Genomic DNA, 23,252 nt, shown 5'->3' with positions numbered 1-23,252 from the left:
GCGGCCATCCGGCATTCGCGACACCTGCCCGAGTGGTACGACTGGCGGATGGGCATCGTGTCACCCGGCTTCCAGGGCCGGCGCCGCACCGGTACGCCGGACCTGCCACCCGGGCAGTACCTGGTCGAGGACTTCCCGGTGCTGTCGGCCGGCCCCACGCCCCGGGTCACGCCGGACCGCTGGGAGTTCGTCATCACCACCGAGACCGGTGACGAGCACCGCTGGTCCTGGCCGGAGCTGATGGCCCTGCCCGGCGAGACGCCCACCGTCGACCTGCACTGCGTCACCCGCTGGTCCAAGCTCGGCACCAGCTGGGAGGGCGTCTCGCTGGACACCCTGCTGGCCGACGTGGACACCGGCGCCGACTACGCGCTGGTGCACTCGTACGGCGGCTACACCAGCAACCTGCCGCTGGACGACCTGCGGGACGGGCAGGCCTGGATCGTCCACCGGTACGACGGGGAGGACCTGCCGCCCGAGCATGGTGGGCCCGCCCGGCTGCTGGTACCGCACCTGTACCTGTGGAAGTCCGCGAAGTGGGTGCGTGGCATCCGACTGACCGACCAGGACGAGCCCGGTTTCTGGGAGACCGCCGGCTACCACCACTACGGTGACCCGTGGCGCGAGCAGCGGTACCAGGGCGACTGACCGCCGGCCGGTCGGGCTGGCGGGTGGCCCGGCTGGTCGAGCGCCGGGACGAGACAGCGACGGCCGGCACGCTGGTGCTCGAGGTGCCGGGCTGGCCCGGACACCTGGGCGGGCAGCACGTCGACGTGCGGCTGACCGCCGAGGACGGCTACCGCGCCGAGCGGTCGTACTCGATCGCCGGGTCGGCCGGCGACGACCGGATCGAGCTGACCGTGCAGCGGGTGCCCGACGGTGAGGTGTCGCCGTACCTGCTGGACGGCCTCGCGGTCGGCGACCCGGTGGAGATCCGCGGACCGCTCGGCGGGTGGTTCGTCTGGCGGCCCGCGGACACCGCGCCGGTGCTGCTGGTCGGCGGCGGGTCCGGCGTCGTGCCGCTGATGGCGATGGTGCGGGCCCGGCGCGCGGCGGGCAGCCGGACGCCGTTCCGGCTGATCTACTCGGCCCGCACCGGCGAGGACGTCTACTACGCCGACGAGTTGCGCCGCCGGGTCCGGGACGACCAGGGATTGGACGTCTTCCATCTCTACACCCGCGAGGCTCCGGCGGACTGGCCCGGCAGCCCGCACCGGATCACCGTCGCCGACGTGAACAGCAACGGATGGCCGGCAGACCTCGAACCGGCCTGCTACGTCTGCGGCCCGACCGGTTTCGTCGAGGCGGTCGCCGACATTCTCGTCGCCCTCGGTCACGACCCGAGCCGGGTCCGGACCGAGCGGTTCGGGCCCACCGGAGGTTGACATGATCGATGAGCAGTATCTGGACGGCAACCAACTTGCCGGTCCGCTGCGGGACGTCTTCGCCGTGGAGGTGTCCGCCGCGGACTGTCGCTGCGCGTCGTGCGGGCTGACCGGCCCGCTGGCGACCCTGCGGGTGTACGCCCACGCGCCCGGGCTGGTGGCCCGCTGCCCCGGCTGCGGGGAGGTGATGCTGCGGCTGGTCCGGGCACCCACCGACGCCTGGCTGGACCTGCGCGGCAGTGTCTTCCTGCGGATACCGCTGCCACCGGACCCGGTCGGCCCGGTCGAGGCCGACCGGCGGTTGGTCGGCGAACCGGTCCGTGGCCTACCGAACCCGCTCGACGGCTGACCGGCCGTCCCGGCCCGTCACCCGGGCGAGCCGGTCCCGGAGGGCGTCAGGGCAGGAGTGCCTCCGCGCCCGCGTAGCTGAGGATCTTTCGCGGGGTCAGTCGGATCCACGCGGTGGCCCAGGACGGCTCGCGGCCGTACCGGCGGGCGGCCGCCGCGGCGTCGTCCGTGGCCGCGTCCACGACCGTGGTCGGTCCTTCGAGCAACGCCATCACGTGCTCCGGGCCGTCGCCGCGCATCACCACCAGGGACGCCCACGGGTTGACCGCGAGGTTGGCGAGGCGTACCGCGCCGGCGACGGACGGCAGCCAGATCGCCCGATCGTGCCGGACCAGGCTGGTCGGTGCCGCGTGCGGCCGGCCGTCGGCCCTCGTGGTGGCCAGCACGCCGTACCCGCCGGGGGAGAGGTGGCGCGCGAGTTGCGCGCCGGTCATCCGGTTCGCCACCGGGAACGACGACGTGGTCGCGGCGCCGGCCCGGTGGAATGAACGCTCCTGCACCTCGGCGAGCCAGATCTCCTCTGTGTCCATCCGCGCATCGTCGTCCCTCAACCCGGGTTGAGGTCAACCGGTGACCGGGCCCGGCGCGCCGCGAAGCACATCGCCGATGCCTGATCCCTCCCGCGGCGGAGCCGCCACCCTCTGGTGAGCCCGGCCGGCCGGGTGCGCCCCCCGCCGCGAGCTGCGCGCCGCCCGCCGTCCCGGGGCCCACTCCTGCTGGGGTTATCTCATCGTCGCTCCACTGTGGCCGATGCGCCGGACGGTGGTGGTGCTCGGCCGCGAGGCCGACGGCATCCCCGAGGAGGCGTTGGACGTGCTCGACGCCGTCGTGGAGATACCCATGGTCGGTACGGGGACCAGCCTGAACGTCGCGGTGGCGGGTTCGCAGGTCCTCTACCGGCTCGCCGGACTGCTGTGAACGTCGCGAACTGGCCGCACCCGGGCTGCCCTGAGCGGCGTTCACGATCGTTGACAGTTTTTCGGCAGGACACCCCGGGACGGCTACCGAAAAAGTGCCAGTGATCGTGGCCGGTCAGCTGCCCGGGAGGCCGGCTCCTGGACGTACGCGACTGCAGTCGCACCGTCATCCGGCCGCCGGAGGCCGCGGAGGCACCGATGTTTGTCGGGGGGTGTGCCGGGAACGCCAGGGGCTATGACGAAACCACGCGTCCTGATCGTCGGCGCCGGGTTCGCCGGCTACCACGCGGCGAAGAGCCTGGCCCGGATCGCCCGCGGTCGCGCCGAGATCGTCCTGCTGAACCCGACCGACTACTTCCTCTACCTGCCGCTGCTGCCCGAGGTGGCGGCCGGTGTCCTGGAACCGACCCGGATCTCCGTTCCGCTCAGCGCGACCCTGCCCGACGTCCGGGTGGTCATCGGCGAGGCGGACCGGATCGACCTGGACGGCCGGCGGGTCGGCTACCAGCAACCCGACAACGGCGCCGGCGAACTGACCTACGACCGGCTGGTGCTGGCCGTCGGCAGCGTCAACAAGCTGCTGCCGATCCCCGGGGTGACCGAGCACGCGCACGGCTTCCGCGGCCTGCCCGAGGCCCTCTACCTGCACGACCACATCGTCCGGCAGATCGAGTTGGCCGAGGTGGCCGAGGACCCCGCCGAGCGGGAGGCCCGGTGCACCTTCGTGGTGGTCGGCGCCGGGTACACCGGCACCGAGGTCGCCGCGCACGGGCAGTTGTTCACCGACGAACTGGCCACCCAGCACCCGCGGCTGGGCCTGCGCCCGCGGTGGATGCTGATCGACGTGGCCGACCGGGTGCTGCCCGAGCTGGACCCGCGGATGTCCGAGACCGCCCGGCGGGTGCTCGACGGTCGCGGCGTCGAGGTCTGTCTCGGCATGTCCGTGAAGCAGGCCACCGGCGACGGGGTACGCCTCAGCGACGGCCGGTCGGTGCCCACCCGTTCGCTGGTCTGGTGCGTCGGCGTGCGACCCGACCCGCTGGTCGACGGGCTCGGGCTGCGGACCGAGAAGGGTCGGCTGCTGGTGGACGAGTTCCTCGGCGTACCCGGCCGGCCGGAGGTCTTCGCCTGCGGCGACGCCGCCGCGGTGCCGGACCTGACCCGGCCCGGCAAGATCACCCCGATGACCGCGCAGCACGCCGAGCGGCAGGGCAAGCTCGTGGCGCACAACATCGCCGCGTCGTTCGGGCAGGGCCGGTGCCGCCCGTACCGGCATCACGACCTGGGGTTCGTGGTGGACCTGGGCGGCCGGGACGCGGCCGCGAACCCGTTGCACGTGCCGCTGGCCGGGCTGCCGGCGAAGGCGGTGACCCGGGGTTACCACCTGTTCGCGATGCCGGGCAACCGGGCCCGGGTCGGTGCGGACTGGCTGCTCGACGCGACGACGCGTCGGCCGGGCGTGCAGCTCGGCCTGGTGCCGGCCAACGACGTACCGCTGGAGAACGCGGCCCCGGAGATGCCGGTGCGCGCCCGCTGACCGCGCGGTCAGGCCGGCGGGTCGAACGACGGCCGGGCGCCGGCGGCGAACGCGGCGAGGTCGGCACCGTGCAGCACCCGGCCGGGAACCGGGTCGCGGGCCGCGCGGGCGGCCAGCCGGTCGACCGGGAGCCGGCCCGCCCGGCGGGCGGCGGCGAGCACCACGTTGCCGTGCTGCCGGCCGCGGACCATCCGGCGGTCGGCGATCAGGCACACGTCGGCGAAGACGTGCCGCAGGGTGGCGACCTGGGTACGGGAGAAGGCCAACGGCGGCAGGTCGGTCAGGTTGACCACGAACAGGCCGTCCGGCCGGAGCACCCGGGCGACCTGCGCGGCGAACTGCGCCGTCGCGACGTGACCGGGCATCCGCGCCGCCCGGTACACGTCGCCGAGGACGAGGTCGAAGCCGGCGTCCGACGCGGACTCCACCGCCGCCCGCGCGTCGGCGATCACGATCGTCGGGTCGCCGGCCGGTGCCGGCAACGCGCGCCGGACCAGCTCGACCAGCTCGGCGTCCCGGTCCACCACCCGCTGGGTCGAGCCGGGGCGGGTGGCGGCGACGAAGCGCGGCAGGGTCAGGCCACCGGCGCCCAGGTGCAGCGCCCGCAGCGGCGCCCCGGCCGGCGTGGCGGTGTCGATGACCGAGGCCATCCGGCGTACGTAGTCGAAGTGCAGGTAGGTCGGGTCGGTGACGTCGACGTACGACTGCTCCACCCCGTCGAGCAGCAGGATCCGCCCGCCCGGCCGGGCCGGGTCCGGCACCAGGGCGGCCAGCCCGGAGTCCACCCGTACCGCCAGGCCGGTGGGTTCCCGCTCCGGACGACGCACCCCGGCACGGTAACCGGACGTCGGCACGCCCCGATGGTGGGTCCGGTCAGGCGAGGCCGGCGCCCGCCTCGTCGACGGCCGCGTCCACCCGGTGGGCCAGCTCGACGTCCAGCCCCGTCACCGCGCCGACGCCCTTCGTCCGTACGGTGAGCACCGCGAGGTTGCGGGCCGGCCGGCCGATGCTGGGGCCGCGGCCGGTGTCGGCCTTGAGTCGGGCCAGCCGGTCCAGCACCCGGTCCAGGCTGTCCGGCGGCAGCTCGATGGTGCGGGACAGCGCGCGCCGGTCACCCGACCAGTACGGCAGCTCGGCCAGGGCGGTCCGCAACTCGTCGTCGGTCAACGCGGCGGTGCCGCCGGCCGGCCCCACCCCGTCCCCGCCCGCCGGCGACGGCCCCAGCAAATCGGTCAACGCCGTCGGGAGTTCCAGCGAGTCGACCAGGTCCGGATCCTGTGCGGCAAGCGCGCCGAGGGTGGCCTGCGCCTGGTAGCGGGCCTGCTCCGGGGTACGACCGCTGAGCCGGGCCACCTCGTCGAGGAATCCGGCCAGGTCGGTCCGCCGGTTAGTGGTGGCCAGCCTCGGGTCGTCACCCAGTTCGGGAGGCACGGCGTCGAGCAGCTGTTCCCGGCCGGCCGGTTCCAGCGCCTGGGCCAGGGCGAGCACGGTCGCCTCGGCGGCCGCGCGGGCCTGGTCGAAGTCGACCCCGGAGTGCCGTGCCACGTCGTGGACGAGCTGCCGGTACTGGACGACGGCGACGGCCCCCGGCGCGGTGCCGGCCGGGTCGGGGTCCGGCAGCGGCCACGGCCGCTCCGGCGCGGGCGCCGCCGGCGGCGGACCACCCCGGCCGGGAACCGGTTTGCGCGATCCGGCGGCGGGTGGTCCGTCCCGGTGCTTCTCCGACCGGTGCTCGACCTGCTTGGCCGAACCCAGGGTGGCGCCGGACCGGCTGGCCCGGTCGCCGCGTTGGCGGGCCTGCCGGGCGAGCGCCCGGCGCCGCTGGTTGTCGCCCTCCATCTGCTTGCCGCTCATGGCCCGGGGCTTCCCGCCCTGTTGGGCCGCAAACGGGCTCACCCGGGTCGGATGAGGGCCGCTCACCCGGGCCGGACGCAGCATGGAACCGGATCGGCAGACGTGTTCCAGGGAAGGTGGACAGGGTGAAGCGGCTCGTCGAGATCGTCCCCGCCCGGCCCGGTTGGTACGCCCGGTGGCGGACAGCCCCGGAGGCGACCTGCTCGTACCCGGTGACGGTGTGGGCGCTGGTGGAGGAGAGCGACGAGACGAACCGGGAGGTGATCGGCGTGGACGCCGCCGGGCAGTGGCCCGGTTCGGACGACGACGACCTGGTCGGGGAGTTCGTCCGGTACGTCTTCCAACCTCCCGACAGCGGCGAGCCGGAGGACCTGGAACGGGCCGGGCAACCGGCAGACCAACGGGCCGGGCAACCGGCAGACCAAACCGTGTCGAGCGGCTGACCAGGCGAACCGTGTCGAGCGGCTGACCGGGCCGGGTCGAGCGGCTGACCGGGGTGACGGGTCAGCCGGCGAGTCGGGTGGGTGGTTCGGCGGACCGGTGCTCCGGCGACGGCTCGCCGACGCCGAGCACGTCGTCGAGGCCGGTCCGGTGCAGCAGCCGGCGCAGTTGGTCACCGACGTCGGTCAACCGGACCGAGCCCCCGGTCCGCTCGCCGGCCTTGAAGATGTCGATCAGCGCGGACAGGCCGGACGAGTCGCACATGCCGAGTCCGGACAGGTCAACCTCGAGTTGGCGGAATCCGTCACCGCGCGCCGTCGCAGCGGCCGAAACCAGCGAGCCGGCGGTCTCGAAGTCCAGATCGCCGCGCAACCGCAGGCGGGCCGTCTCCGGGCCGGAGCGGACGACCTCGATGGCGAGCGCCTCGCGCTTCATGTCGGCCTCTCTTCCCGCTCCGCACCCCACCGGAAACGTCAGACGGTGGTGGCGTTGCGCTCCTCGGGGATGGCCGGCACGGGCCGGGCGAGCAGCTCGGCCACGCCGGTGATGTCGAACATGGTGTCCAGGAACCGGGGCACCTCGGTGACCCGCAGCACGATCCGGGCGTCCTGACACGCCCGCCAGGTGTGGACTATCACCGCGAGACCCGTGCTGTCCACGAAGCGGAGGTCCGCGACGCGCAGGGTCACTTCGATCGGATTCGCGGCGACCAACCCGGTCAGCGTGGTCCGTAGCGTGTCGGCCGTCTGGAAGTCCAGGTCACCACCGACGGTGACCACCGGGTGGCGGGACTCGGCGTCGGCGGTGGACAGCGTGAACGGCGGTGCCGAGCCGTTGTCACCACGAGGCACGATGATCACGCCTTTCCGGAATCGGCCGACCAGCAAGATCGGCTGAGCGTAACAACAGAGGGCCGGCCGCGCGGGGCGGGACGGCGCCGTGGGTCGGGCCATCCTGTGCGTCGCGGCCGTGCGGTGGCGCCCGGGCCGTATCGGCGTAGGGTGGGTCTGAATATTGGAACACACGTGCCCCGAAATCCGCGGCACGCGGGACGTGGGGTGGAGGCAGGTCTGGTGGGTTCGGCCGACGTCAGGGGGTGGGACCCGGGCGACGGACCGGTTTCCGCCTCGGGCGCCGCCCGCGTCGTCACCCGGTCCGACGGCCACGGGCTCCCCGACCCGCCGGTTACCCACACCAACGCCGAGGCCGCGTCGAACGCGGCCCGGGCCCAGGCCGTCGACCGGTTCCGCGAGGGTGTGGTCATCTGTGCCGCCGACGGCGTGGTACGGGACGTCAGCGACGTCGCGGCCGGAGTCTTCCCCCGGCTCCGGGTCGGCGAGCTGCTCACCGCCACCGAGGACGGCCGGCTGATCGAGGCGGCCGGCTCCGGTCGGGCCGACGCCGAGGTCGTGCACGAGGGCCGCCGGATCCGGGTCCGCCGGGTCGCGTTGCCCCAGGACCGTCACGGCTGGTACGTCGAGGACGTCACCGAGGCGGTCGACCGGGCCGACGCGCTGCTGGCCGAGCGCTCCCGCTCCGGTTTCCTGGCCAACGCCAGCCAGCGGCTGGGCAACCCGCTGCACGTCGACCGGGCCGCCCGGGCCGCGGCCCGGCTCGCCGTACCGGTGCTCGGGCGGGTGGCGGTGCTGGTGCTCGCCCCGCGGCTCGGCCGGGCGCGGTGGTGGCGCGCGGTGGCCGCCGACGACGACCTGCCGGTGGTGGACGGCGGGGTGCTCGACGTCGACGACCTGCCGCCGGCCATCGACGAGGCGCTGGCCGGCGTCGAGCCGCACACCGCGAACTGGCTGGCCGAGCAGTTGGTGCAGACCGGGTGGCTCGCCGGCCACGAGTTGGCGGCGGTGTCCGCCCGGGTGGTCCCGCTGCCCGGCACCGGCGCGCCGACCGGTGCGCTGGTGCTGGTCCGCCCGGCCGTCCAGGGCTTCGCCGAGCCCGACCTCCAGGTCCTGCGGGGCTTCGCCGCCCGGGCCGGCGCGGCACTGAACGCCGCCGTGCTCTACCGCGAGCAGGCCGACATCGCCGAGACGCTGGAGGCCAGCCTGCTGCCGATCGAACCGGCACCGGTGCCCGGCCTGGAGTGGGGCACCGCCTACCGGCCGGCCCAGGCGACCCTCCGGATCGGCGGCGACTTCTACGGCAGCCACCGGCTGCCCGACGGCGACGCGCTGTTCTACCTCGGTGACGTGTCCGGCAAGGGTGTCGAGGCGGCCGTGTTCACCGGTCAGCTGCGGCAGGCGGTGCAGGCGCTGCGCCGGGTCGAGACCGAGCCGCGCCGGCTGCTGGCGCTGCTCAACGAGGCGATGCTGGAGACGTCCCAGGCGCACGGTCAGGGCCGGTTCGCCACCATCGTGCTCGGGTCGGCCCGGCCGGACCGGGACGGCGGGGTGCGGTTGACCCTGGCCGGAGGCGGACACCTGGCCCCGATGCTGATCCGGGCCGACGGCTCGGTGCAGACCGTCCGGCTGGACGGGATGCTCGTCGGAGTGGTCCCGGACGCCCGGATCGGGCAGGTCACGGTGCGCCTGGCGGCGGGGGAAACCTGCCTGCTCTACAGCGACGGGGTGACCGAGGCCCGGGGCGGTCGGCGCGGTGACGAGCATTTCGGTGCCGACCGGTTGGCCGCCGCGATGACCGGCTGCCACCGGATGCCGGCGCCCGCGCTGGCCGAGCGGGTGGAGCAGGTGACCTCCGACTGGCTCGCCGGGCGGGAACACGACGACATCGCGGTGCTGGCGGTCCGGGCGGCGCCCGTACCGGTCCGCCACCTGCGCGCCGTGCCCGACGGACGACCGGAACGGGAGAACTCCACCGCATGACCGACAGCCCGGCCGCGCTGGCCGCCGTCCGTCCCCGGTACCTGGAGTGTCTCGGCGAGGCCGACGAGTACGGTGCCACGGACGTCGCGCTCGGTCTGCTGGCCGACGGGGTACCGGCCGAGGACGTGTTGCTGGGGCTGATCGTCCCGGCCCAGGAGCAGGTGGGCCGGTGGTGGCAGAGCAACGAGTGGAGCGTGGCGCAGGAACACGCGGCGACCCACATCAGCGAACGGGTGGTCGCCGCGGTCTCCTCGTACGCCGGTCCGCGGCCGAACCGGGGCCGGGTCGTGGTGGCCTGCATGGACGGCGAGTGGCACGCCCTGCCGCCCCGCACTGCCGCTCGGGGTCACGGGGCGCGTACGATTGCCTCACTGCAAATATTTCCGCACCCGGCTCCCGACCGGAGGGGACAGGCCGTGGCGATCACCATCACCTACGCCGAGCGTGGCGAGATCGCGCGGTTGCACCTGACCGGCGAACTGGACATGGCCACGGCGCCCGAACTGACCAGCACCATCGAGGGCCTGCTCGCCGACGGCCGGCACCGCCTCCTGGTCGACCTGGGCGATCTGGGCTTCTGCGACTCGGCGGGAATGGCCGCGTTCGTGCGGGGCGACAACCGGAGCCGGGAACTCGGCGGTTGGCTGCGCCTGACCGGCGCCACCGGGCGGGTGGCCCGGGTGCTGGAGATCAGCGGGCTGGCCGAGGTCTTGCGATATGAGCACGATCGGGACGACCCGGTAGCGCTGCCGGAGCGTTGATCGGCTAGATTTCCCGCGCCGGAGACCGGCCCCGTCGGGGCCGCCGCGGCCCACGTTCCTCCGTCGATCCGAAGGCAGGTTCCCCATGGTCCGCATCCTCGTGGTCGATGACGACCCCGGTGACGTCCTGATGATCGAGGAGGCGCTGGAGGGCTCCGACGTCGAGAAGACCATCGATGTGGTCAGCGACGGCGAGGAGGCGATGGAGTTCCTCCGGCGTACCGGCCGGCACGAGGACGCGGCCCGGCCGGACATGATCCTGCTCGACCTGAACATGCCCCGGATGGACGGTCGTCAGGTGCTCGGCGCGGTCAAGCAGGACGAGGACCTGCGGAGCATCCCGATCGTCGTGCTCACCACCTCGAACGCCGACACCGACATCCTGAGCAGCTACACGTTGCAGGCCAACGCGTACGTCACCAAGCCGATCGGGCTCGACGACTTCAACGAGGTGGTCCGCCGGATCGACGAGTTCTTCGGCCGGGTGGTGGTCCTGCCCAAACAAGGCTGACCGGTCCGCCGGCGAGGGCCCGACCGACCCGACCGGGGACGGCCCGATCGGAAGATGATGAGGATTTTTCGATAAACAGCTCGGGCCGACGCGCCGGTCGGAAGGATGGCGGGTGAGACGAACACCGGCTTCCTGGGGGCAGCGCGATGAATTTTCCGGTCGTCGGAATCGGGTACGACGAGGGTGCGGTCGACTCCTGTCTGAACAGCCTGGGTGAGCGGCTGGTCCGGCTCGCCGCCCGGTCCGACGTCGACGCCCGGGTACGGGTGGAGTTGGACTCGCTGCGGCGGGACCTGGACCGGCTGCGTGGACTGCTGCGCGATCGGGCCGACGCCCCGGCCGGCGCCACCACGTCCGTGGCCGATCCGGCGGGTGAGTTGGACGTGGCCCGGCGGCAGGCGGTGCGGATCCTGGCCCGGGCCCGGCACACGTTGTCCGCGGCGCAGGCCGAGGCGAGGCAGGTCCGGGACCGGGCGTACTCCGAGGCGATGCAGGCGCGCCGGGACTTCGAGGCGGCCCTGTACGCCCGCCGGCAGCGGGAGATCCGGGCCGACGAGATCCTCCGGCACGTCCGGATCGAGGACCTGTTGGACGAGTCGCCGGCCGGCGTGCGGACGCCGGCTCAGCTGGCCTGAGGACCGTCCCCGCCGGGACGAGCGTCCCGGCCCGGGGCGGTGCGGATGGGGAACCCCCGGCGGATCAGGTCAGTGCCTCGACGATGATCGTCGCGCGCCCCTCGTGCTTGGCGTACGCGTCGGGGAACGCCGAGACCTGGACGGTCTGCGCGGCGACCGTGACGGCGAGGTCCTCCCAACCCGGCACGGCCAGCAGCGCCTCGAAGAACTGCTGCGCGGCGTAGCTGGGCCGCATCAGGTCGGCCACCGCGCCCCAGCCGGAGCTGGGCCGCTGCTGGAACAGGCCGACCGAGTCGTGGTCCGACCCGGTGCCCTGGTGCGGGTAGTCGAGCGACTCGGGGAGCACGTCACTGGCCAGGTTGTAGAGATTGCTCTCCTGCATCGCGGTCGCGACGGCGATCACCAGCCCGCGCTTGGACACGCCCAGCCGCCGGCCCACCTGGACGATGGTGTGCGCGTTGTCCATCTGGGCCTGGTCCAGGCCGGCCACCGGCCGCGGCCGGGCCGGGGGGAGCGGCTTCTTCTTTTTCTTCACCGGCTGCGCCGTGCTCGGCTTGGCCGACGGGGCGGGTGTGGCCGACGGTGACGGCGGGAGCGGGGCCCGCTCGCTGGCCCGGCTGGCCGGCTGCCGCTCGACGACCTCGGCCCGTTCGGCGACGCCGGCCCGGACCGACGGGGCCGGTTCGCCGGCGGACCGCGTCTCGACGACGGCGACGACGCCGAGGCCGGTGGCCACCGCGGTGGCCAGGGCGATCCGGAAGGGCGTCGACGACAGCACCGCGCGTCGCGTGGTGCGGCGGGCCCGCTTGGACCGATCGTTCGATGGCGTCTCCACCGAACGGTCAGCCCCGGAGGTGGGGGTCAGGTCCTGTTCGATCTTGCTGTTGCCATGCACCCGCCGAGGCTAGGCAGCTCGATCGTGAAATGAATCCGCAGGTCACGTGGGCTGCGCCACACTTTTCGCTGATTCATCGGTCAGTGGGTGGCAGGGTGCCGGCAAGCCGGATGGAGACACCAAGACCGACATGCCCGAACTGTCGTCGGCAGTCCGTGACATCCGCGCAAAACGCCGCCGCCGTCGGTGGTCCCGCGGGCCGGCGCGCGCCTCGGGCGTTCGGTGGAGGTGGCCCGGGGCCGGCGGTCCCTTCCGGTCGGGGCGGATCGGCCGAGGCCGATCACACAGGTCCCGAACCGGACAGTCGACCGCCGAGCGGGCCGGGCCGGTGCGCCGCGGAGCGGGGCCATTGAACCCTTTTCAACGCCAGTCCCACCGGACGGGCCGCCGCCGACGATACGATTGCGCCGGTGACGGCCAGCGGAACCCACATGACGGACGAGGGAGCGGTACGCGTCCCGCGGCGGCGTCGCGGCATCCTGATCACGGTGATCGCCGTCCTGCTCGCCCTGGTGATCATCGGTCACCGGCTGGTGCCCAACGTGCGGGGCATGGGCAGCCTGCTCGACACGGTGACGCCGTTCCTGGGCCTCGGAATTCCGCTGCTGGCGCTGGCCGCCGCACTACGCCGCGCCTGGCCCGCCCTCGCGGCGGCGATCGTCCCGACCGTCGCCTGGGTGGCGCTGTTCGGCCCGGCCTGGCTACCCGGTGGCGGTGGCCCGGCCCAGGTGCGGGTGGTCAGTCAGAACCTGCTCGCCGACAACGCCGAACCGCAGGCCACCGTCGACGCGGTCGTCGACGCGGGGGCGGATCTCGTCGCTCTGCAGGAGGTCTCGGACGGCGATCGGGACACCGTCGCGGAGCACCTGGGACATCGCTACCCGTACCAGGTCACCGAGTCCACGGTCGGCCTGTGGAGCAGGTTTCCGATCCGGGACGCCGCCGGGGTGGACACGGGCCTGGGCTGGACCCGGGCGCTGCGCGCGGTGGTCGGCACACCGAACGGAGACCTCACCGTCTACGTCGTGCACCTCGGCTCGGCCCGGGCCGGGGAGACCGCGGTCCGCGACCGCACCGTACGGGCCCTCGCCGGGCAACTGCGCCGGGACACCGCCCAGCGGGTGATCGCGCTCGGCGACTTCAACACCGCCAGCACCGACCGGATGATCACCCCGTTGACCGACCTGCTGCGCGACGCGCAGGCCGACGCGGGCACCGGCCCGGGCTTCACCTGGCCGTCCCGGCTTCCGCTGATCCGCCCCGACCACGTCTTCTATCGTGGTCTCACCGCGACCTCGGCCGGGGTGCTGCGTACCCCGGCGAGCGACCATCGGGCGGTGACGGCCGGCTTCCGCTGGTAGGAGCGAACCGAACCGCCGGTCGCGGGAGTCAGCGGCCGCGGTGGTCGGCCGCGGTGACGGTCAGCGAGTGCCGGCCGCCGTCGCTGGAGAACGGCCACAACCGGTCCGCGCACTCCACCAGATGGGCGAGCTGGTCGCGGGTCAGGCCGGCCGAGCCGATGCTCGCGTGCACGTCGGCGTGGTACCGGCCGTCGGCGTCCCGGCCGAGCCGGGCCTCGGCGTGCACCTGCACGGTGTGCGCCTCGTCGGTGACCGCGGTCGCCGCCTCCACCGCCGCGTGGTGCAGGCAGGAGGCGAACGCGGCGGCCAGCAGTTGCTCGGGCGTGAGGCCGTGGCAGTGCGGTGCCAACGGTGACGCCAGGGTGCTGGACAACTCACCGTCGTCGGTCCGGACATGGCCGCCCGCCGCGGTCGCCCCGGCCTCATGCACCCACGAATCCGACATGCGTACCTCCCCAGGTCGCTCGGGTGCGGCTACCCGGCCGAGGGACGGCGAAACACCGACGCCGCGCCACCCGGCCAGCCGGCGGTGGTCGTGCGGTCAGCGGGCCGCGCCGGTGGTGGCCAGGATGACCGCGGCGACCAGGTCCGGGTCGTCGTGCATCGGCACGTGTCCGCAGCCGACGAGGTCCACGTGCCGGGCGCCCGGCAGCCGCTGCCGGGCAACGGCCGCCTGCCGGTAGGGCAGGATCCGGTCCCGGGTGCCCCAGGCCACGGTGACCGGCACCGCCGGCTCACCGCGGAAGGCGTACCCGCGGCCGGCGCGGGCGGTGGCCCGGAAGGCCCGTGCCCCGCGCAGGGCCAGGGCGTCGGCCAGCGCGGCGGCGGCCGGCACCCGCCCCGGCCGGGCGGAGATCATCCCGAACGACAGCGCCCGCAGCGCCGGCACGGCCAGCAGCGCGCGCAGCGCCGGACCGGGCAGGTGGGCCGCCGCCCGGTGCAGTCCGAGCACGCCGACCGCCCAGCGCAGTTCCCGGGCGGTGCAGAAACCGGCGGGGGAGATGGCGGTGGCCGAGGCGACCCGGTCGGCGGCGGCCAGTTCCAGCGCGATGGCCCCGCCCAGGCTGTTGCCGGCCACGTGCGGCCGGTCCAGGCCCAGCTCGGCGAAGATGTCCGTCACGCCCGCGACGACGCCGGCCATGTCCGCGGGCAACCCGGTCGCCGGCACCGGTGAACCGCCGAAACCGGGCAGGTCGATCGCCACCACCTCGTGCACCCGGGCGAGCCGGTCCAGCACCGGCGACCAGGCCCGCCAGTGGTGGCCGATGCCGTGCAGCAGCACCAGCGGCTCGCCGCTGCCCCGACGCTCGACGATCACGTCCATCGCGGCGGTCACCGTTCGCCCGGGCCGGGCCGGGCCGTGTGCCGGCCGAAGGACCGGCCCAGGGCGCGCACCTCGGCCTCCATCACCGGTACGGACCGTCGGGCCGACCGGCCGATCAACCGGTCGGCGAGCGGGCTGACCACCAGCGACCGGGTCGCCTGCACCAGCGCGAGGGCGCGCGGGACGTACACCCGGCGTTGCCGGCGCTCGATCGCCCGGACGAACGCGGCGGCGCAGGCCCGTACCGGGGTGGTCGAACCGACCGGCCAGGGCAACCGGTCCAGGGCGGCCCGGAAGGCCGGCAGGTCGTCCCTGGCGTCCCGGACCAGGTCGGTGTCCACCCAGGACGGGTGGGCGGTGCCGACCGCGACCCCGTGGTGGGCCAGTTCCAGCCGCAGCGCGTGGCCGAAGTGCTCGGCGCCGGCCTTGGAGCCGCAGTAGGCGGCCATTCCCGGCAGCGCCCCGAAGGCCGCGGCGGACGAGACGATCAACAGGTAGCCGCGGCTGGCGATGAGGGGCGCCGCGGTGGCGCCGGCGGTCCGCATCACCCCGATCAGGTTGACCTCCACGGTACGGACCATGGCCTCGATGTCGCCGGTGGCCACCGTGCCCCGGCTGGCGATCCCGGCGTTGGCGACCACCGCGTCGATGCCGCCGAACCGTTCCACGGTGCCGCGGACCGCATCGACGAGGCCGGCCTGGTCGGTCACGTCCGCCTCGAACCAGGCGTGGTCGGCCCCGAGGTCGTCCCGCAGGTCCGCCAGCCGGCCGGGTTCCAGCCCGACCAGGGCGAGCCGGGCGCCCCGGGCGGCCGCCTCCCGCGCGGTGTGCTCGCCGATGCCCCGCGCGGCCCCGGTGACCAGGACGACCTTGCCGGCCAGCGAGCCGCTCACCGGTCGGCCCGCCCGCGCACGCCGGCGTCCACCGGTGGGGCCGGTGTCACCGCCCGGTACGCCGCGGCGTCGAACCGCCGGGTGCGCAGCCAGTACGACCAGGTGTAGCCCGGCCACAGGGTGGAGTTGCGCCCGGTGGCGTCCAGGTACCAACTGCGACAGCCGCCCCGGGACCACACCGTGCCGGCCATCTTCCGGTCGATCCGGGCCACGTACGCCCGCTGGGCCCGCTCGGTGGGCTCGACCGCGACCGCGCCGGTGCGGTCCAGGTGGCCGAGCAGTCCGAGCAACTGGTCGATCTGACACTCGATCATGAACACCACCGAATTGTGTCCCAACCCGCTGTTCGGACCGAGCAGCAGGAACAGGTTGGGGAAGCCGGCCACCGAGGTGCCCCGGTAGGCCCGCATGCTGCCGGCCCAGCTGGCGGCCAGGGTACGTCCGTCGCGGCCGGTGATCCGCTCGGCCAGCGGCAGGTCGGTCACGTGGAAGCCGGTCCCGAAGATGATCGTGTCGACGTCGTGTGCGGTGCCGTCGGCGGCGACCACCGAGCCCGGGCGTACCTCGGCGACGCCGTGCGGGACGACTGCCACGTTCGGCCGGACCAGCGCGGGATACCAGTCGTTGGACAGCAGCACCCGCTTGCAGCCCATGGTGTAGTTCGGGGTGAGCGCCGCGCGCAGCGCCGGGTCGGCCACCGCCGCGCGCAGGTGCCGGCGGGCCACCGCCTGCGCGGACCGCATCAGGGCGGGCCGCAGGAAGGCGGTGGCCGCGAGTTCCCGCCCCCAGTAGACGCCGGCCCGGGCCAGTCGGCGGGCGCCCGGCACCGTCCGGTAGAGCCGGCGTTCCCAGTCCCGGGTGGGCCGGTCGACCCGGGGGAGCACCCACGGGGCGGTCCGCTGGAAGACGGTGAGCCGGTCCACGACCGGTGCGATCTCGGGAACGAACTGGATCGCCGACGCGCCGGTGCCGACCACGGCGACCCGCCGGCCGGTGAGGTCGAGACCGTGGTTCCAGCGGGCCGAGTGGAACACCTCGCCGGTGAAGGTCGCCAGGCCCGGCAGGGCGGGCACCGCCGGCTCGGACAGCGGCCCGCCGGCGGCCACCAGCAGGTCCGCCCGGTAGCGGCCGGCGGAGGTGTCGAGCAGCCAGCACCGCTGCGCGTCGTCCCAGGTGGCGGCGGTCACCTCGTGCCGCAGCCGCAGGTGCGGGGCGAGGCCGAACCGGTCGACGCAGCGGCGCAGGTAGGCCCAGATCTCCGGCTGGCCGGAGAAGCTGCGGGTCCAGTCCGGGTTGGCGGCGAACGACAGCGAGTACATCAGTGACGGCACGTCGCAGGCGCAGCCGGGATAGGTGTTGTCCCGCCAGGTGCCGCCGACCTGCGTACCCCGGTCGAAGACCAGGAAGTCGTGGTACCCCCGCTGCCGGAGTCGGATCGCTGTGCCGATCCCGCCGAACCCGGCGCCGATGATGGCGATCCGGACCCGGCGCCGTCCGTCGTCGCTGGTCAATCCGACCACTCCCCACCCGGCTGCGGTGCCGTCCGGTGCCACCGGCTGCCCCGCAAGTTACCACCGGGTAGGGCCGGTCGGAAGACGTGGGCGAGTGTCCCGGGGATGGTCGGTACGCACAGCTGGTACACAGGAAGCGCCGAGGTCGGGCACAGTGGAGGCGGGGACCCTGGTGGGCATGGTCATGAACGCGCGAACCGGACACGTCGAGCTGCACCGGCCCGACGGCGAGGCGATCCGGGTGCTGGTGGTCGACGACGAGCCCACCCTGACCGACCTGCTGTCGATGGCCCTGCGCTACGAGGGCTGGGACGTGCGCAGCGCGGCGAACGGGATGGGCGCGCTGCGGCTGGCCCGGCAGTTCCAGCCGGACGCGGTGGTGCTCGACGTGATGCTGCCCGACCTGGACGGCTTCGAGGTGCTCCGGCGGATGCGTGACCAGACCCCCACCGTCCCGGTGCTGTTCCTGACCGCCCGGGACGCGGTGGAGGAGCGGATCGCCGGGCTGACCGCCGGCGGCGACGACTACGTCACCAAGCCGTTCAGCCTGGAGGAGGTGATCGCCCGGCTGCGGGCGTTGATGCGCCGGTCCGGGTTCGCGGTCGCCGCCGAGGAGAACGCGTTGCTGACCATCGGCGACCTGACCCTCGACGAGGACAGCCACGAGGTGCGCCGGGCCGGCGAGGAGATCGCCCTCACCGCCACCGAGTTCGAGCTGCTGCGCTACCTGATGCGCAACCCCCGCCGGGTGTTGAGCAAGGCGCAGATCCTGGACCGGGTCTGGAACTACGACTTCGGCGGCCAGGCCAACGTGGTCGAGCTGTACATCTCGTACCTGCGGAAGAAGATCGACGCCGGGCGGACGCCGATGATCCACACGCTGCGCGGGGCCGGCTATGTCCTCAAGCCCGCCGACTGACCGGCCGCCGCCCGGTGGCGGGCGGGATCGGCGGGCGGGCGTAGGTCGCCGCCCGCGGCCGTTCCGGCCGGGTTGGCCGGCCACGGCCCGCCGGGCCTGGGCCGGTCAGCCGTTGCGTACCCGGTTGGTGGTCGCGGTGGTGGGGCTGGTCGCGGTGGTCTGCGTGGCGATCGGCGGGGTGACCGCCGTCGTGCTGCACTACGTGCTGGTGCACCAGCTCGACGGGCAGCTGAACGGCACCGCGGTGCGGTTCGAACGGCCGCGCGGCGGTCCCGAGTCCAACCTGCCCGGCTGGCCCGGCGCGTCCGGCGGACCGCCGCCGGCGGACGCGCAACGCGGCTTCCGGCCCCCGCAGTTCGCGCCGGACGGCACCATCACCGGTCGTCGGGCGGACGGGCAGACCCAGGCCGTCCGGTACGACCCGGACGCCATCGTCGCGCAGCAGCCGCTCACCACCGCGCAGGTCGCTCCGCTGGCCGGCCTGCCCGCCGACGGGCGACCGCACACCCGGGTCATCGGTGAGTGGGGCGACTATCGGCTGCTGGCCCGGCAGATGCCCGACGGGGTCGTACTGATCACCGGCCTGCCGCTGGCCGTCGTGCAGCAGACGGTCTGGCGGATGGTTGCCATCGAGGCCGGACTGGCCGGGATCGGGCTGATCGCGGCCGGCGGCGCCGGCGCGTTGATCGTCCGGGGCAGCCTGGGCCCGCTGCGCCGGATGGCGGCCACCGCCGGCCGGGTCGCCGAACTGCCGCTGGACCGGGGCGAGGTGGCCCTGTCGGTCCGGGTGCCGGCGGCGGACACCGACCCGCGCACCGAGGTCGGCCAGGTCGGCGCGGCGCTCAACCGGATGCTCGGCCACGTGGCCGCCGCGCTGTCCGCCCGGCACGCCAGCGAGACCCGGGTACGCCAGTTCGTCGCCGACGCCAGCCACGAGCTGCGGACCCCGCTGGCCGCGATCCGCGGCTACGCCGAACTGACCCGCCGAGGCGGCGCCGAGCTGCCGCCGGACGTCGCGCACGCGCTGCGCCGGGTCGAGTCGGAGAGCGTCCGGATGACGAAACTGGTCGACGACCTGCTGCTGCTGGCCCGGCTGGACTCCGGCCGGCCGCTGGCCGCCGACCCGGTCGACCTGTCGACGTTGCTGGTCGACGTGGTCGGCGACGCGCACGTGGCCGGCCCGGACCACAAGTGGCGGCTGGAGTTGCCCGACGACACGGTCCGGGTCCGCGGCGACGACGAGCGGCTGCATCAGGTGGTCGGCAACCTGCTCGCCAACGCCCGGACGCACACCCCGCCCGGTACCACCGTGACCGTCGGGCTGACCACCACCGCCGGGACCGCCGAGCTGACCGTGCTGGACGAGGGACCGGGCATTCCCGAGCAACTGCGGCCGGAGATCTTCGAACGGTTCGCCCGGGGCGACAGCTCCCGGTCCCGGGCCGCCGGCAGCACCGGCCTCGGTCTGGCCATCGTGGCGGCCGTGGTGGAGGCGCACCGCGGCAGCGTCATGGTGGACAGCGGCCCCGGCCGGACGGTGTTCCGGGTCCGCCTGCCGTTGCTCACAGCCGACACATAGGTCGTTCACGGTGGGACGCCAGCGAGGTGGCCGAACCTAGCCGGCATGGACCAGTCAGAGAGCGTGCTGAACAAGTCGGACCCCGGCCCGTCGGACCGGGCGGCCGCGGACGCGTCGCCGGGTTCCCACCCGCCCGGCCAGCCCGGCCCGGCCGGCCCGGCGGGGCCGCCGCCGTTCACCCCGGAGCCGGTCGTCGGCCCGGCCGGCGCCGCGGTCGCCGCGCCACCGCCGGCCCCCCGCTGGGTACGTCCGGCGCTGGTCGGTCTGCTCGTGGCCACCGGGCTGCTCTACCTCTGGGGACTGAGCGCCTCGGGCTGGGCGAACTCGTTCTACTCGGCGGCCGTGCAGGCCGGCTCGGTGAGCTGGAAGGCGCTGTTCTTCGGGTCGTCGGACGCCGGCAACTCGATCACCGTCGACAAGACCCCGGCCGCGTTGTGGGTGATGGCGCTGTCGGTGCGGGTCTTCGGCCTGAACTCGTGGGCGATCCTGGTCCCGCAGGCACTGGCCGGGGTCGCCTCGGTGGGCGTGCTGTTCGCCACCGTCCGCCGCTGGTACGGGCCGGCCGCCGGCCTGCTGGCCGGTACGGTGCTGGCGGTCACCCCGGTGGCGACTCTCATGTTCCGGTTCAACAACCCGGACGCGCTGCTGGTGCTGTTGCTGGTGGCCGGCGCGTACGCCACGGTCCGGGCGGTGGAGACCGCCGGCACCCGGTGGCTGGCGCTGGCCGGCGCCCTGGTCGGTCTCGGCTACCTGACCAAGATGCTGCAGGCGTTCCTGGTGATCCCGGTCTTCGCCGTCACCTACCTGCTGGCGGCGCCGACCGGCCTCTGGCGGCGGATCCGGCAACTGCTGGTCGCCGGGGTGGCCCTGCTGGTCGCGGCCGGCTGGTGGGTGGCGATCGTCGAGCTGATGCCGGCGAGCGCCCGGCCGTACATCGGCGGTTCGCAGAACAACAGCATCCTGGGTCTGACCTTCGGCTACAACGGGTTCGGCCGGCTCACCGGGACCGAGGAGGGGCGGGTCGGCGGGGGCGGCGGCGTCCGGTTCGGCCCGGCCTCCGGGCAGACCGGGCTGCTGCGGCTGTTCGACGCGGAGTTGGGCGGCCAGGTCACCTGGCTGCTGCCGGCCGCGCTGATCCTGCTGGTCGTCGGGTTGGCGCTGGCCGGTCGGGCCGCCCGTACCGACCGGGTCCGGGCCGGGCTGGTCCTCTGGGGCGGCTGGCTGCTGGTCACCGGGCTGACCTTCAGCTACATGCAGGGCATCTTCCACGCGTACTACAGCATCGCGCTGGCCCCGGCGATCGGCGCCCTGATCGGCATCGGGACCGTGCTGCTGTGGCGGCGGCGCCGGCACCTGTGGGCCACCGCGGTGCTCGGGGTGGTCCTGGCCGTGACCGTCTGGTGGGCGTACGTGCTGCTCGGTCGCAGTCCCGACTGGTATCCCTGGTTGCGCACCGCGGTGCTGGTGGCCGGGCTGGCCGCCGCGGTCGTGACGGTGCTGGCCGGGCGGCTGCCCCGGTGGGCCGCCCCGGCGGTGCTGACCGTCGGCGCGGCGGCGGCGCTGGCCGGTCCGTTCGGCTACTCGCTGGACACGGCGGCCACCGCGCAGCGGGGTGCCATCCCGTCGGCTGGTCCGGCCGTACGGGGCGACTTCGGTCCGGGCGGGCGGGGCTTCCCCGGCGGCCGGTTCGCCGAGGGCGGTCGGTTCCCCGGTGGATTCCCGGGCGGTGGCCGGTTCCCCGGCGGGCAGGGACCCGGCGGGCAGTTCCCGGGCGGTGGGCAGTTCCCCGGCGGTGGGCAGTTCCCGGGCGGCACGGGTTCCTTCAACGGGATGCCGGGCGGGCCGGGTGACGGCCGGACGGGCTACGCCCTCGGCGGGCGCAACGGCGGTCCGGGCGGGATGGGCGGGCTGCTCGACTCGCGCACCCCGAGCGCGGAGCTGCGCGCCCTGCTGGAGCAGGACGCCGACTCGTACACCTGGGTCGCCGCGACGGTCGGCTCGAACAACGCCTCGGGTTACCAGTTGGCCACCGGGCGGCCGGTGATGCCGCTGGGCGGCTTCAACGGCAGCGACCCGTCACCCACCCTGGCCCGGTTCCAGCAGTACGTCCGGCAGGGGCGGATCCACTACCTCATCGGCGGCGAGGGGTTCCGGGCCCAGGGCGGCAGCCGGGCCAGTGCGGAGATCGCCGCCTGGGTCGCCGAGAACTTCACGGCGAAGACGGTGGACGGCGAGACGCTCTACGACCTGAGCAGCGGACGGGAGGGCTGAGGCGTGCCGGGCTCGGCGGCGGTGCCGCCCGGAGGGCCGGGTACCGCCCCGGTGGCGATGCTGGACGTGGTGGTGCCGGTGTACAACGAGGAGGTCGACCTGGAGCCGTGCGTCCGACGGTTGCACGGGTACCTGACCGACCAGTTCCCGTACTCGTTCCGGATCACCGTGGCGGACAACGCGAGCGTCGACGGGACGTACCGGGTGGCGACCGCGCTGGCCGAGGAGCTGCCGGGCGTACGGGTGCTCCGGTTGGGCGAGAAGGGGCGCGGCCGGGCGTTGCGGACGGCCTGGTCCGACTCGGAGTCACCGGTGCTGGCGTACATGGACGTGGACCTGTCGACCGACCTGGCGGCGTTGCTGCCGCTGGTGGCGCCGCTGATCTCCGGGCATTCGGATCTGGCCATCGGCAGCCGGTTGTCGCGGGGGGCCCGGGTGGTCCGCGGGCCCAAGCGGGAGATCATCTCGCGGGGCTACAACCTGCTGCTGCGGGCCACCCTGGCCGCCCGGTTCTCCGACGCGCAGTGCGGGTTCAAGGCGATCCGGCGGGACGTCGCCCAGCGGTTGCTGCCGCTGGTCTGGGACACCGGCTGGTTCTTCGACACCGAGCTGCTGGTGCTGGCCCAGCGGGCCGGGATGCGGATCCACGAGGTGCCGGTGGACTGGATCGACGACCCGGACAGCCGGGTGGACCTCGTCGCCACCGCCGCGGCCGACCTGCGCGGCATCTGGCGACTCGGTCGGGGACTGGCCACCGGCCGGCTGCCGCTGACCGAGGTACGCGGACAGTTCGGCCGCGCGCCGCTGTCCACCCCGGACGGTCCGGTGCCGGCCGGGCTGCCCCGGCAGGCGGTCCGGTTCGCCGCGGTCGGGGTGGCCAGCACGCTGGCGTACCTGGTGCTGTTCGCCCTGCTGCGGGCGCCGCTCGGGGCACAGGGGGCGAACCTGGTGGCGCTGCTGGTCACGGCGGTGGCGAACACGGCGGCCAACCGGCGGCTGACGTTCGGCGTCAGCGGTCGGGACCTGCTGGTCCGGCACCACCTGCAGGGCCTGACCGTGTTCGGTCTCGGCCTGGCGCTGACCAGCGGTTCCCTGGCCGCGTTGCACGCGCTGGTGAACGGGCCGCCGCGGGTGGTGGAGCTGGCGGTGCTGGTGGTGGCCAACCTGGCCGGCACGGTGCTGCGGTTCGTCCTGCTGCGCGCCTGGCTGCACCACCGCCGGCCGGACGAGCACCGGCCGGACCGGCAGCGCCCCGACCAACGTCACCCGGCGCCGC

The 23,252-nt window shown here is 74.4% G+C and carries 24 protein-coding genes and 1 pseudogene; 15 read left to right on the top strand and 10 right to left on the bottom strand.

The window, feature by feature from the left end; translation table 11 throughout:
- Positions 1-48: 48 nt before the first annotated feature.
- From ACFOX0_RS25615 to ACFOX0_RS25605, 3 genes are read left to right on the top strand one after another with little or no spacing between them, the layout of a single operon-like run.
- Positions 49-648, top strand: a complete 600-nt coding sequence (locus tag ACFOX0_RS25615; RefSeq protein WP_377550509.1) for a sulfite oxidase-like oxidoreductase — start codon at positions 49-51, stop codon at positions 646-648.
- Positions 618-1,385 (top strand): ferredoxin reductase, encoded by a 768-nt coding sequence (locus ACFOX0_RS25610; protein WP_377550507.1) that lies wholly within the window; start codon positions 618-620, stop codon positions 1,383-1,385. The genes ACFOX0_RS25615 and ACFOX0_RS25610 overlap by 31 nt, the downstream gene beginning before the upstream one ends.
- A 1-nt stretch (position 1,386) precedes the next feature.
- Positions 1,387-1,734 carry a DUF6510 family protein gene (locus ACFOX0_RS25605; RefSeq protein WP_377550505.1) on the top strand — a complete coding sequence of 116 codons (348 nt, stop codon included), beginning with the start codon at positions 1,387-1,389 and terminating at the stop codon, positions 1,732-1,734.
- Positions 1,735-1,780: 46 nt separating this feature from the next.
- Here the strand turns inward: ACFOX0_RS25605 and ACFOX0_RS25600 are convergent, their stop codons facing one another.
- Positions 1,781-2,263 carry a pyridoxamine 5'-phosphate oxidase family protein gene (locus tag ACFOX0_RS25600; RefSeq protein WP_377550503.1) on the bottom strand — a complete coding sequence of 161 codons (483 nt, stop codon included), beginning with the start codon at positions 2,261-2,263 and terminating at the stop codon, positions 1,781-1,783.
- A 220-nt stretch (positions 2,264-2,483) separates the two neighbouring features.
- Between ACFOX0_RS25600 and ACFOX0_RS25595 the strand changes: the two genes are divergently transcribed.
- Entirely contained in the window at positions 2,484-2,651 is a 168-nt protein-coding gene (locus ACFOX0_RS25595) for a TrmH family RNA methyltransferase (RefSeq protein WP_377550501.1), read from the top strand.
- A 234-nt stretch (positions 2,652-2,885) separates the two neighbouring features.
- On the top strand, positions 2,886-4,187 hold the full coding sequence (locus ACFOX0_RS25590; RefSeq protein WP_377550499.1) for an NAD(P)/FAD-dependent oxidoreductase: 1,302 nt from the start codon (positions 2,886-2,888) through the stop codon (positions 4,185-4,187).
- Positions 4,188-4,195: 8 nt separating this feature from the next.
- Here the strand turns inward: ACFOX0_RS25590 and ACFOX0_RS25585 are convergent, their stop codons facing one another.
- Positions 4,196-5,014 (bottom strand): spermidine synthase, encoded by an 819-nt coding sequence (locus tag ACFOX0_RS25585; protein ID WP_377550498.1) that lies wholly within the window; start codon positions 5,012-5,014, stop codon positions 4,196-4,198.
- 46 nt (positions 5,015-5,060) lie between these two features.
- Positions 5,061-6,041 carry a DUF2267 domain-containing protein gene (locus ACFOX0_RS25580; protein WP_377550496.1) on the bottom strand — a complete coding sequence of 327 codons (981 nt, stop codon included), beginning with the start codon at positions 6,039-6,041 and terminating at the stop codon, positions 5,061-5,063.
- Positions 6,042-6,166: 125 nt separating this feature from the next.
- On the opposite strand from ACFOX0_RS25580, the gene ACFOX0_RS25575 reads away from it, so the two are divergent.
- Positions 6,167-6,484 (top strand): hypothetical protein, encoded by a 318-nt coding sequence (locus tag ACFOX0_RS25575; RefSeq protein ID WP_377550494.1) that lies wholly within the window; start codon positions 6,167-6,169, stop codon positions 6,482-6,484.
- Positions 6,485-6,545: 61 nt separating this feature from the next.
- On the opposite strand, the gene ACFOX0_RS25570 is transcribed toward ACFOX0_RS25575, so the two are convergent.
- Both ACFOX0_RS25570 and ACFOX0_RS25565 read right to left on the bottom strand, forming a co-directional pair.
- Entirely contained in the window at positions 6,546-6,917 is a 372-nt protein-coding gene (locus ACFOX0_RS25570; RefSeq protein WP_377550492.1) for an STAS domain-containing protein, read from the bottom strand.
- A 38-nt stretch (positions 6,918-6,955) separates the two neighbouring features.
- A complete protein-coding gene (locus ACFOX0_RS25565) occupies positions 6,956-7,342 on the bottom strand; it encodes an STAS domain-containing protein (protein WP_377550490.1) in 387 nt (128 codons plus the stop codon).
- Positions 7,343-7,540: 198 nt separating this feature from the next.
- On the opposite strand from ACFOX0_RS25565, the gene ACFOX0_RS25560 reads away from it, so the two are divergent.
- The 4 genes from ACFOX0_RS25560 to ACFOX0_RS25545 all read left to right on the top strand — a co-directional run bounded on the left by ACFOX0_RS25560 (position 7,541) and on the right by ACFOX0_RS25545 (position 11,223).
- On the top strand, positions 7,541-9,316 hold the full coding sequence (locus tag ACFOX0_RS25560) for a PP2C family protein-serine/threonine phosphatase (RefSeq protein ID WP_377550488.1): 1,776 nt from the start codon (positions 7,541-7,543) through the stop codon (positions 9,314-9,316).
- Positions 9,313-10,077, top strand: a complete 765-nt coding sequence (locus ACFOX0_RS25555) for an anti-sigma factor antagonist (protein ID WP_377550486.1) — start codon at positions 9,313-9,315, stop codon at positions 10,075-10,077. The genes ACFOX0_RS25560 and ACFOX0_RS25555 overlap by 4 nt, the downstream gene beginning before the upstream one ends.
- Before the next feature lie 85 nt (positions 10,078-10,162).
- Positions 10,163-10,588, top strand: a complete 426-nt coding sequence (locus ACFOX0_RS25550; RefSeq protein WP_377550484.1) for a response regulator — start codon at positions 10,163-10,165, stop codon at positions 10,586-10,588.
- 146 nt (positions 10,589-10,734) lie between these two features.
- The gene (locus tag ACFOX0_RS25545) at positions 10,735-11,223 is read left to right on the top strand and encodes an ATPase (RefSeq protein WP_377550482.1); all 489 of its coding nucleotides are present in this window, start codon (positions 10,735-10,737) and stop codon (positions 11,221-11,223) included.
- A gap of 64 nt (positions 11,224-11,287) precedes the next feature.
- Here the strand turns inward: ACFOX0_RS25545 and ACFOX0_RS25540 are convergent, their stop codons facing one another.
- Positions 11,288-12,118, bottom strand: a complete 831-nt coding sequence (locus ACFOX0_RS25540) for a hypothetical protein (protein ID WP_377550480.1) — start codon at positions 12,116-12,118, stop codon at positions 11,288-11,290.
- 410 nt (positions 12,119-12,528) lie between these two features.
- Between ACFOX0_RS25540 and ACFOX0_RS25535 the strand changes: the two genes are divergently transcribed.
- Entirely contained in the window at positions 12,529-13,479 is a 951-nt protein-coding gene (locus ACFOX0_RS25535) for an endonuclease/exonuclease/phosphatase family protein (RefSeq protein WP_377550478.1), read from the top strand.
- A 28-nt stretch (positions 13,480-13,507) separates the two neighbouring features.
- Here ACFOX0_RS25535 and ACFOX0_RS25530 read toward each other — a convergent pair whose 3' ends face one another.
- The 4 genes from ACFOX0_RS25530 to ACFOX0_RS25515 all read right to left on the bottom strand — a co-directional run bounded on the left by ACFOX0_RS25530 (position 13,508) and on the right by ACFOX0_RS25515 (position 17,207).
- Positions 13,508-13,924 carry an OsmC family protein gene (locus tag ACFOX0_RS25530; protein WP_377550477.1) on the bottom strand — a complete coding sequence of 139 codons (417 nt, stop codon included), beginning with the start codon at positions 13,922-13,924 and terminating at the stop codon, positions 13,508-13,510.
- 96 nt (positions 13,925-14,020) lie between these two features.
- A complete protein-coding gene (locus tag ACFOX0_RS25525) occupies positions 14,021-14,803 on the bottom strand; it encodes an alpha/beta fold hydrolase (protein WP_377550475.1) in 783 nt (260 codons plus the stop codon).
- 8 nt (positions 14,804-14,811) lie between these two features.
- Entirely contained in the window at positions 14,812-15,696 is an 885-nt protein-coding gene (locus ACFOX0_RS25520; protein ID WP_377550473.1) for an SDR family oxidoreductase, read from the bottom strand.
- Positions 15,693-17,207: a flavin-containing monooxygenase gene (locus ACFOX0_RS25515; RefSeq protein ID WP_377550471.1), complete on the bottom strand. Its 1,515-nt coding sequence runs from the start codon at positions 17,205-17,207 to the stop codon at positions 15,693-15,695. The genes ACFOX0_RS25520 and ACFOX0_RS25515 overlap by 4 nt, the downstream gene beginning before the upstream one ends.
- Before the next feature lie 178 nt (positions 17,208-17,385).
- Between ACFOX0_RS25515 and ACFOX0_RS25510 the strand changes: the two genes are divergently transcribed.
- The 4 genes and pseudogenes from ACFOX0_RS25510 to ACFOX0_RS25495 form a co-directional block, all read left to right on the top strand.
- Complete coding sequence (locus tag ACFOX0_RS25510; protein WP_377550528.1) at positions 17,386-18,126, top strand: response regulator transcription factor; 741 nt, start codon at positions 17,386-17,388, stop codon at positions 18,124-18,126.
- Complete coding sequence (locus ACFOX0_RS25505; RefSeq protein ID WP_377550469.1) at positions 18,104-19,705, top strand: sensor histidine kinase; 1,602 nt, start codon at positions 18,104-18,106, stop codon at positions 19,703-19,705. The genes ACFOX0_RS25510 and ACFOX0_RS25505 overlap by 23 nt, the downstream gene beginning before the upstream one ends.
- Before the next feature lie 45 nt (positions 19,706-19,750).
- Complete coding sequence (locus ACFOX0_RS25500; protein WP_377550467.1) at positions 19,751-21,976, top strand: ArnT family glycosyltransferase; 2,226 nt, start codon at positions 19,751-19,753, stop codon at positions 21,974-21,976.
- Positions 21,977-22,033: 57 nt separating this feature from the next.
- A pseudogene (locus ACFOX0_RS25495) lies at positions 22,034-23,197 on the top strand (glycosyltransferase); the annotation flags it as partial.
- Between the last annotated feature and the right edge of the window lie 55 nt (positions 23,198-23,252).

Source organism: Micromonospora zhanjiangensis, from assembly GCF_042650605.1.
Taxonomy (GTDB): Bacteria; Actinomycetota; Actinomycetes; order Mycobacteriales; family Micromonosporaceae; genus Micromonospora_J; species Micromonospora_J zhanjiangensis.
This window is presented reverse-complemented; position numbering and strand designations above follow the sequence as displayed.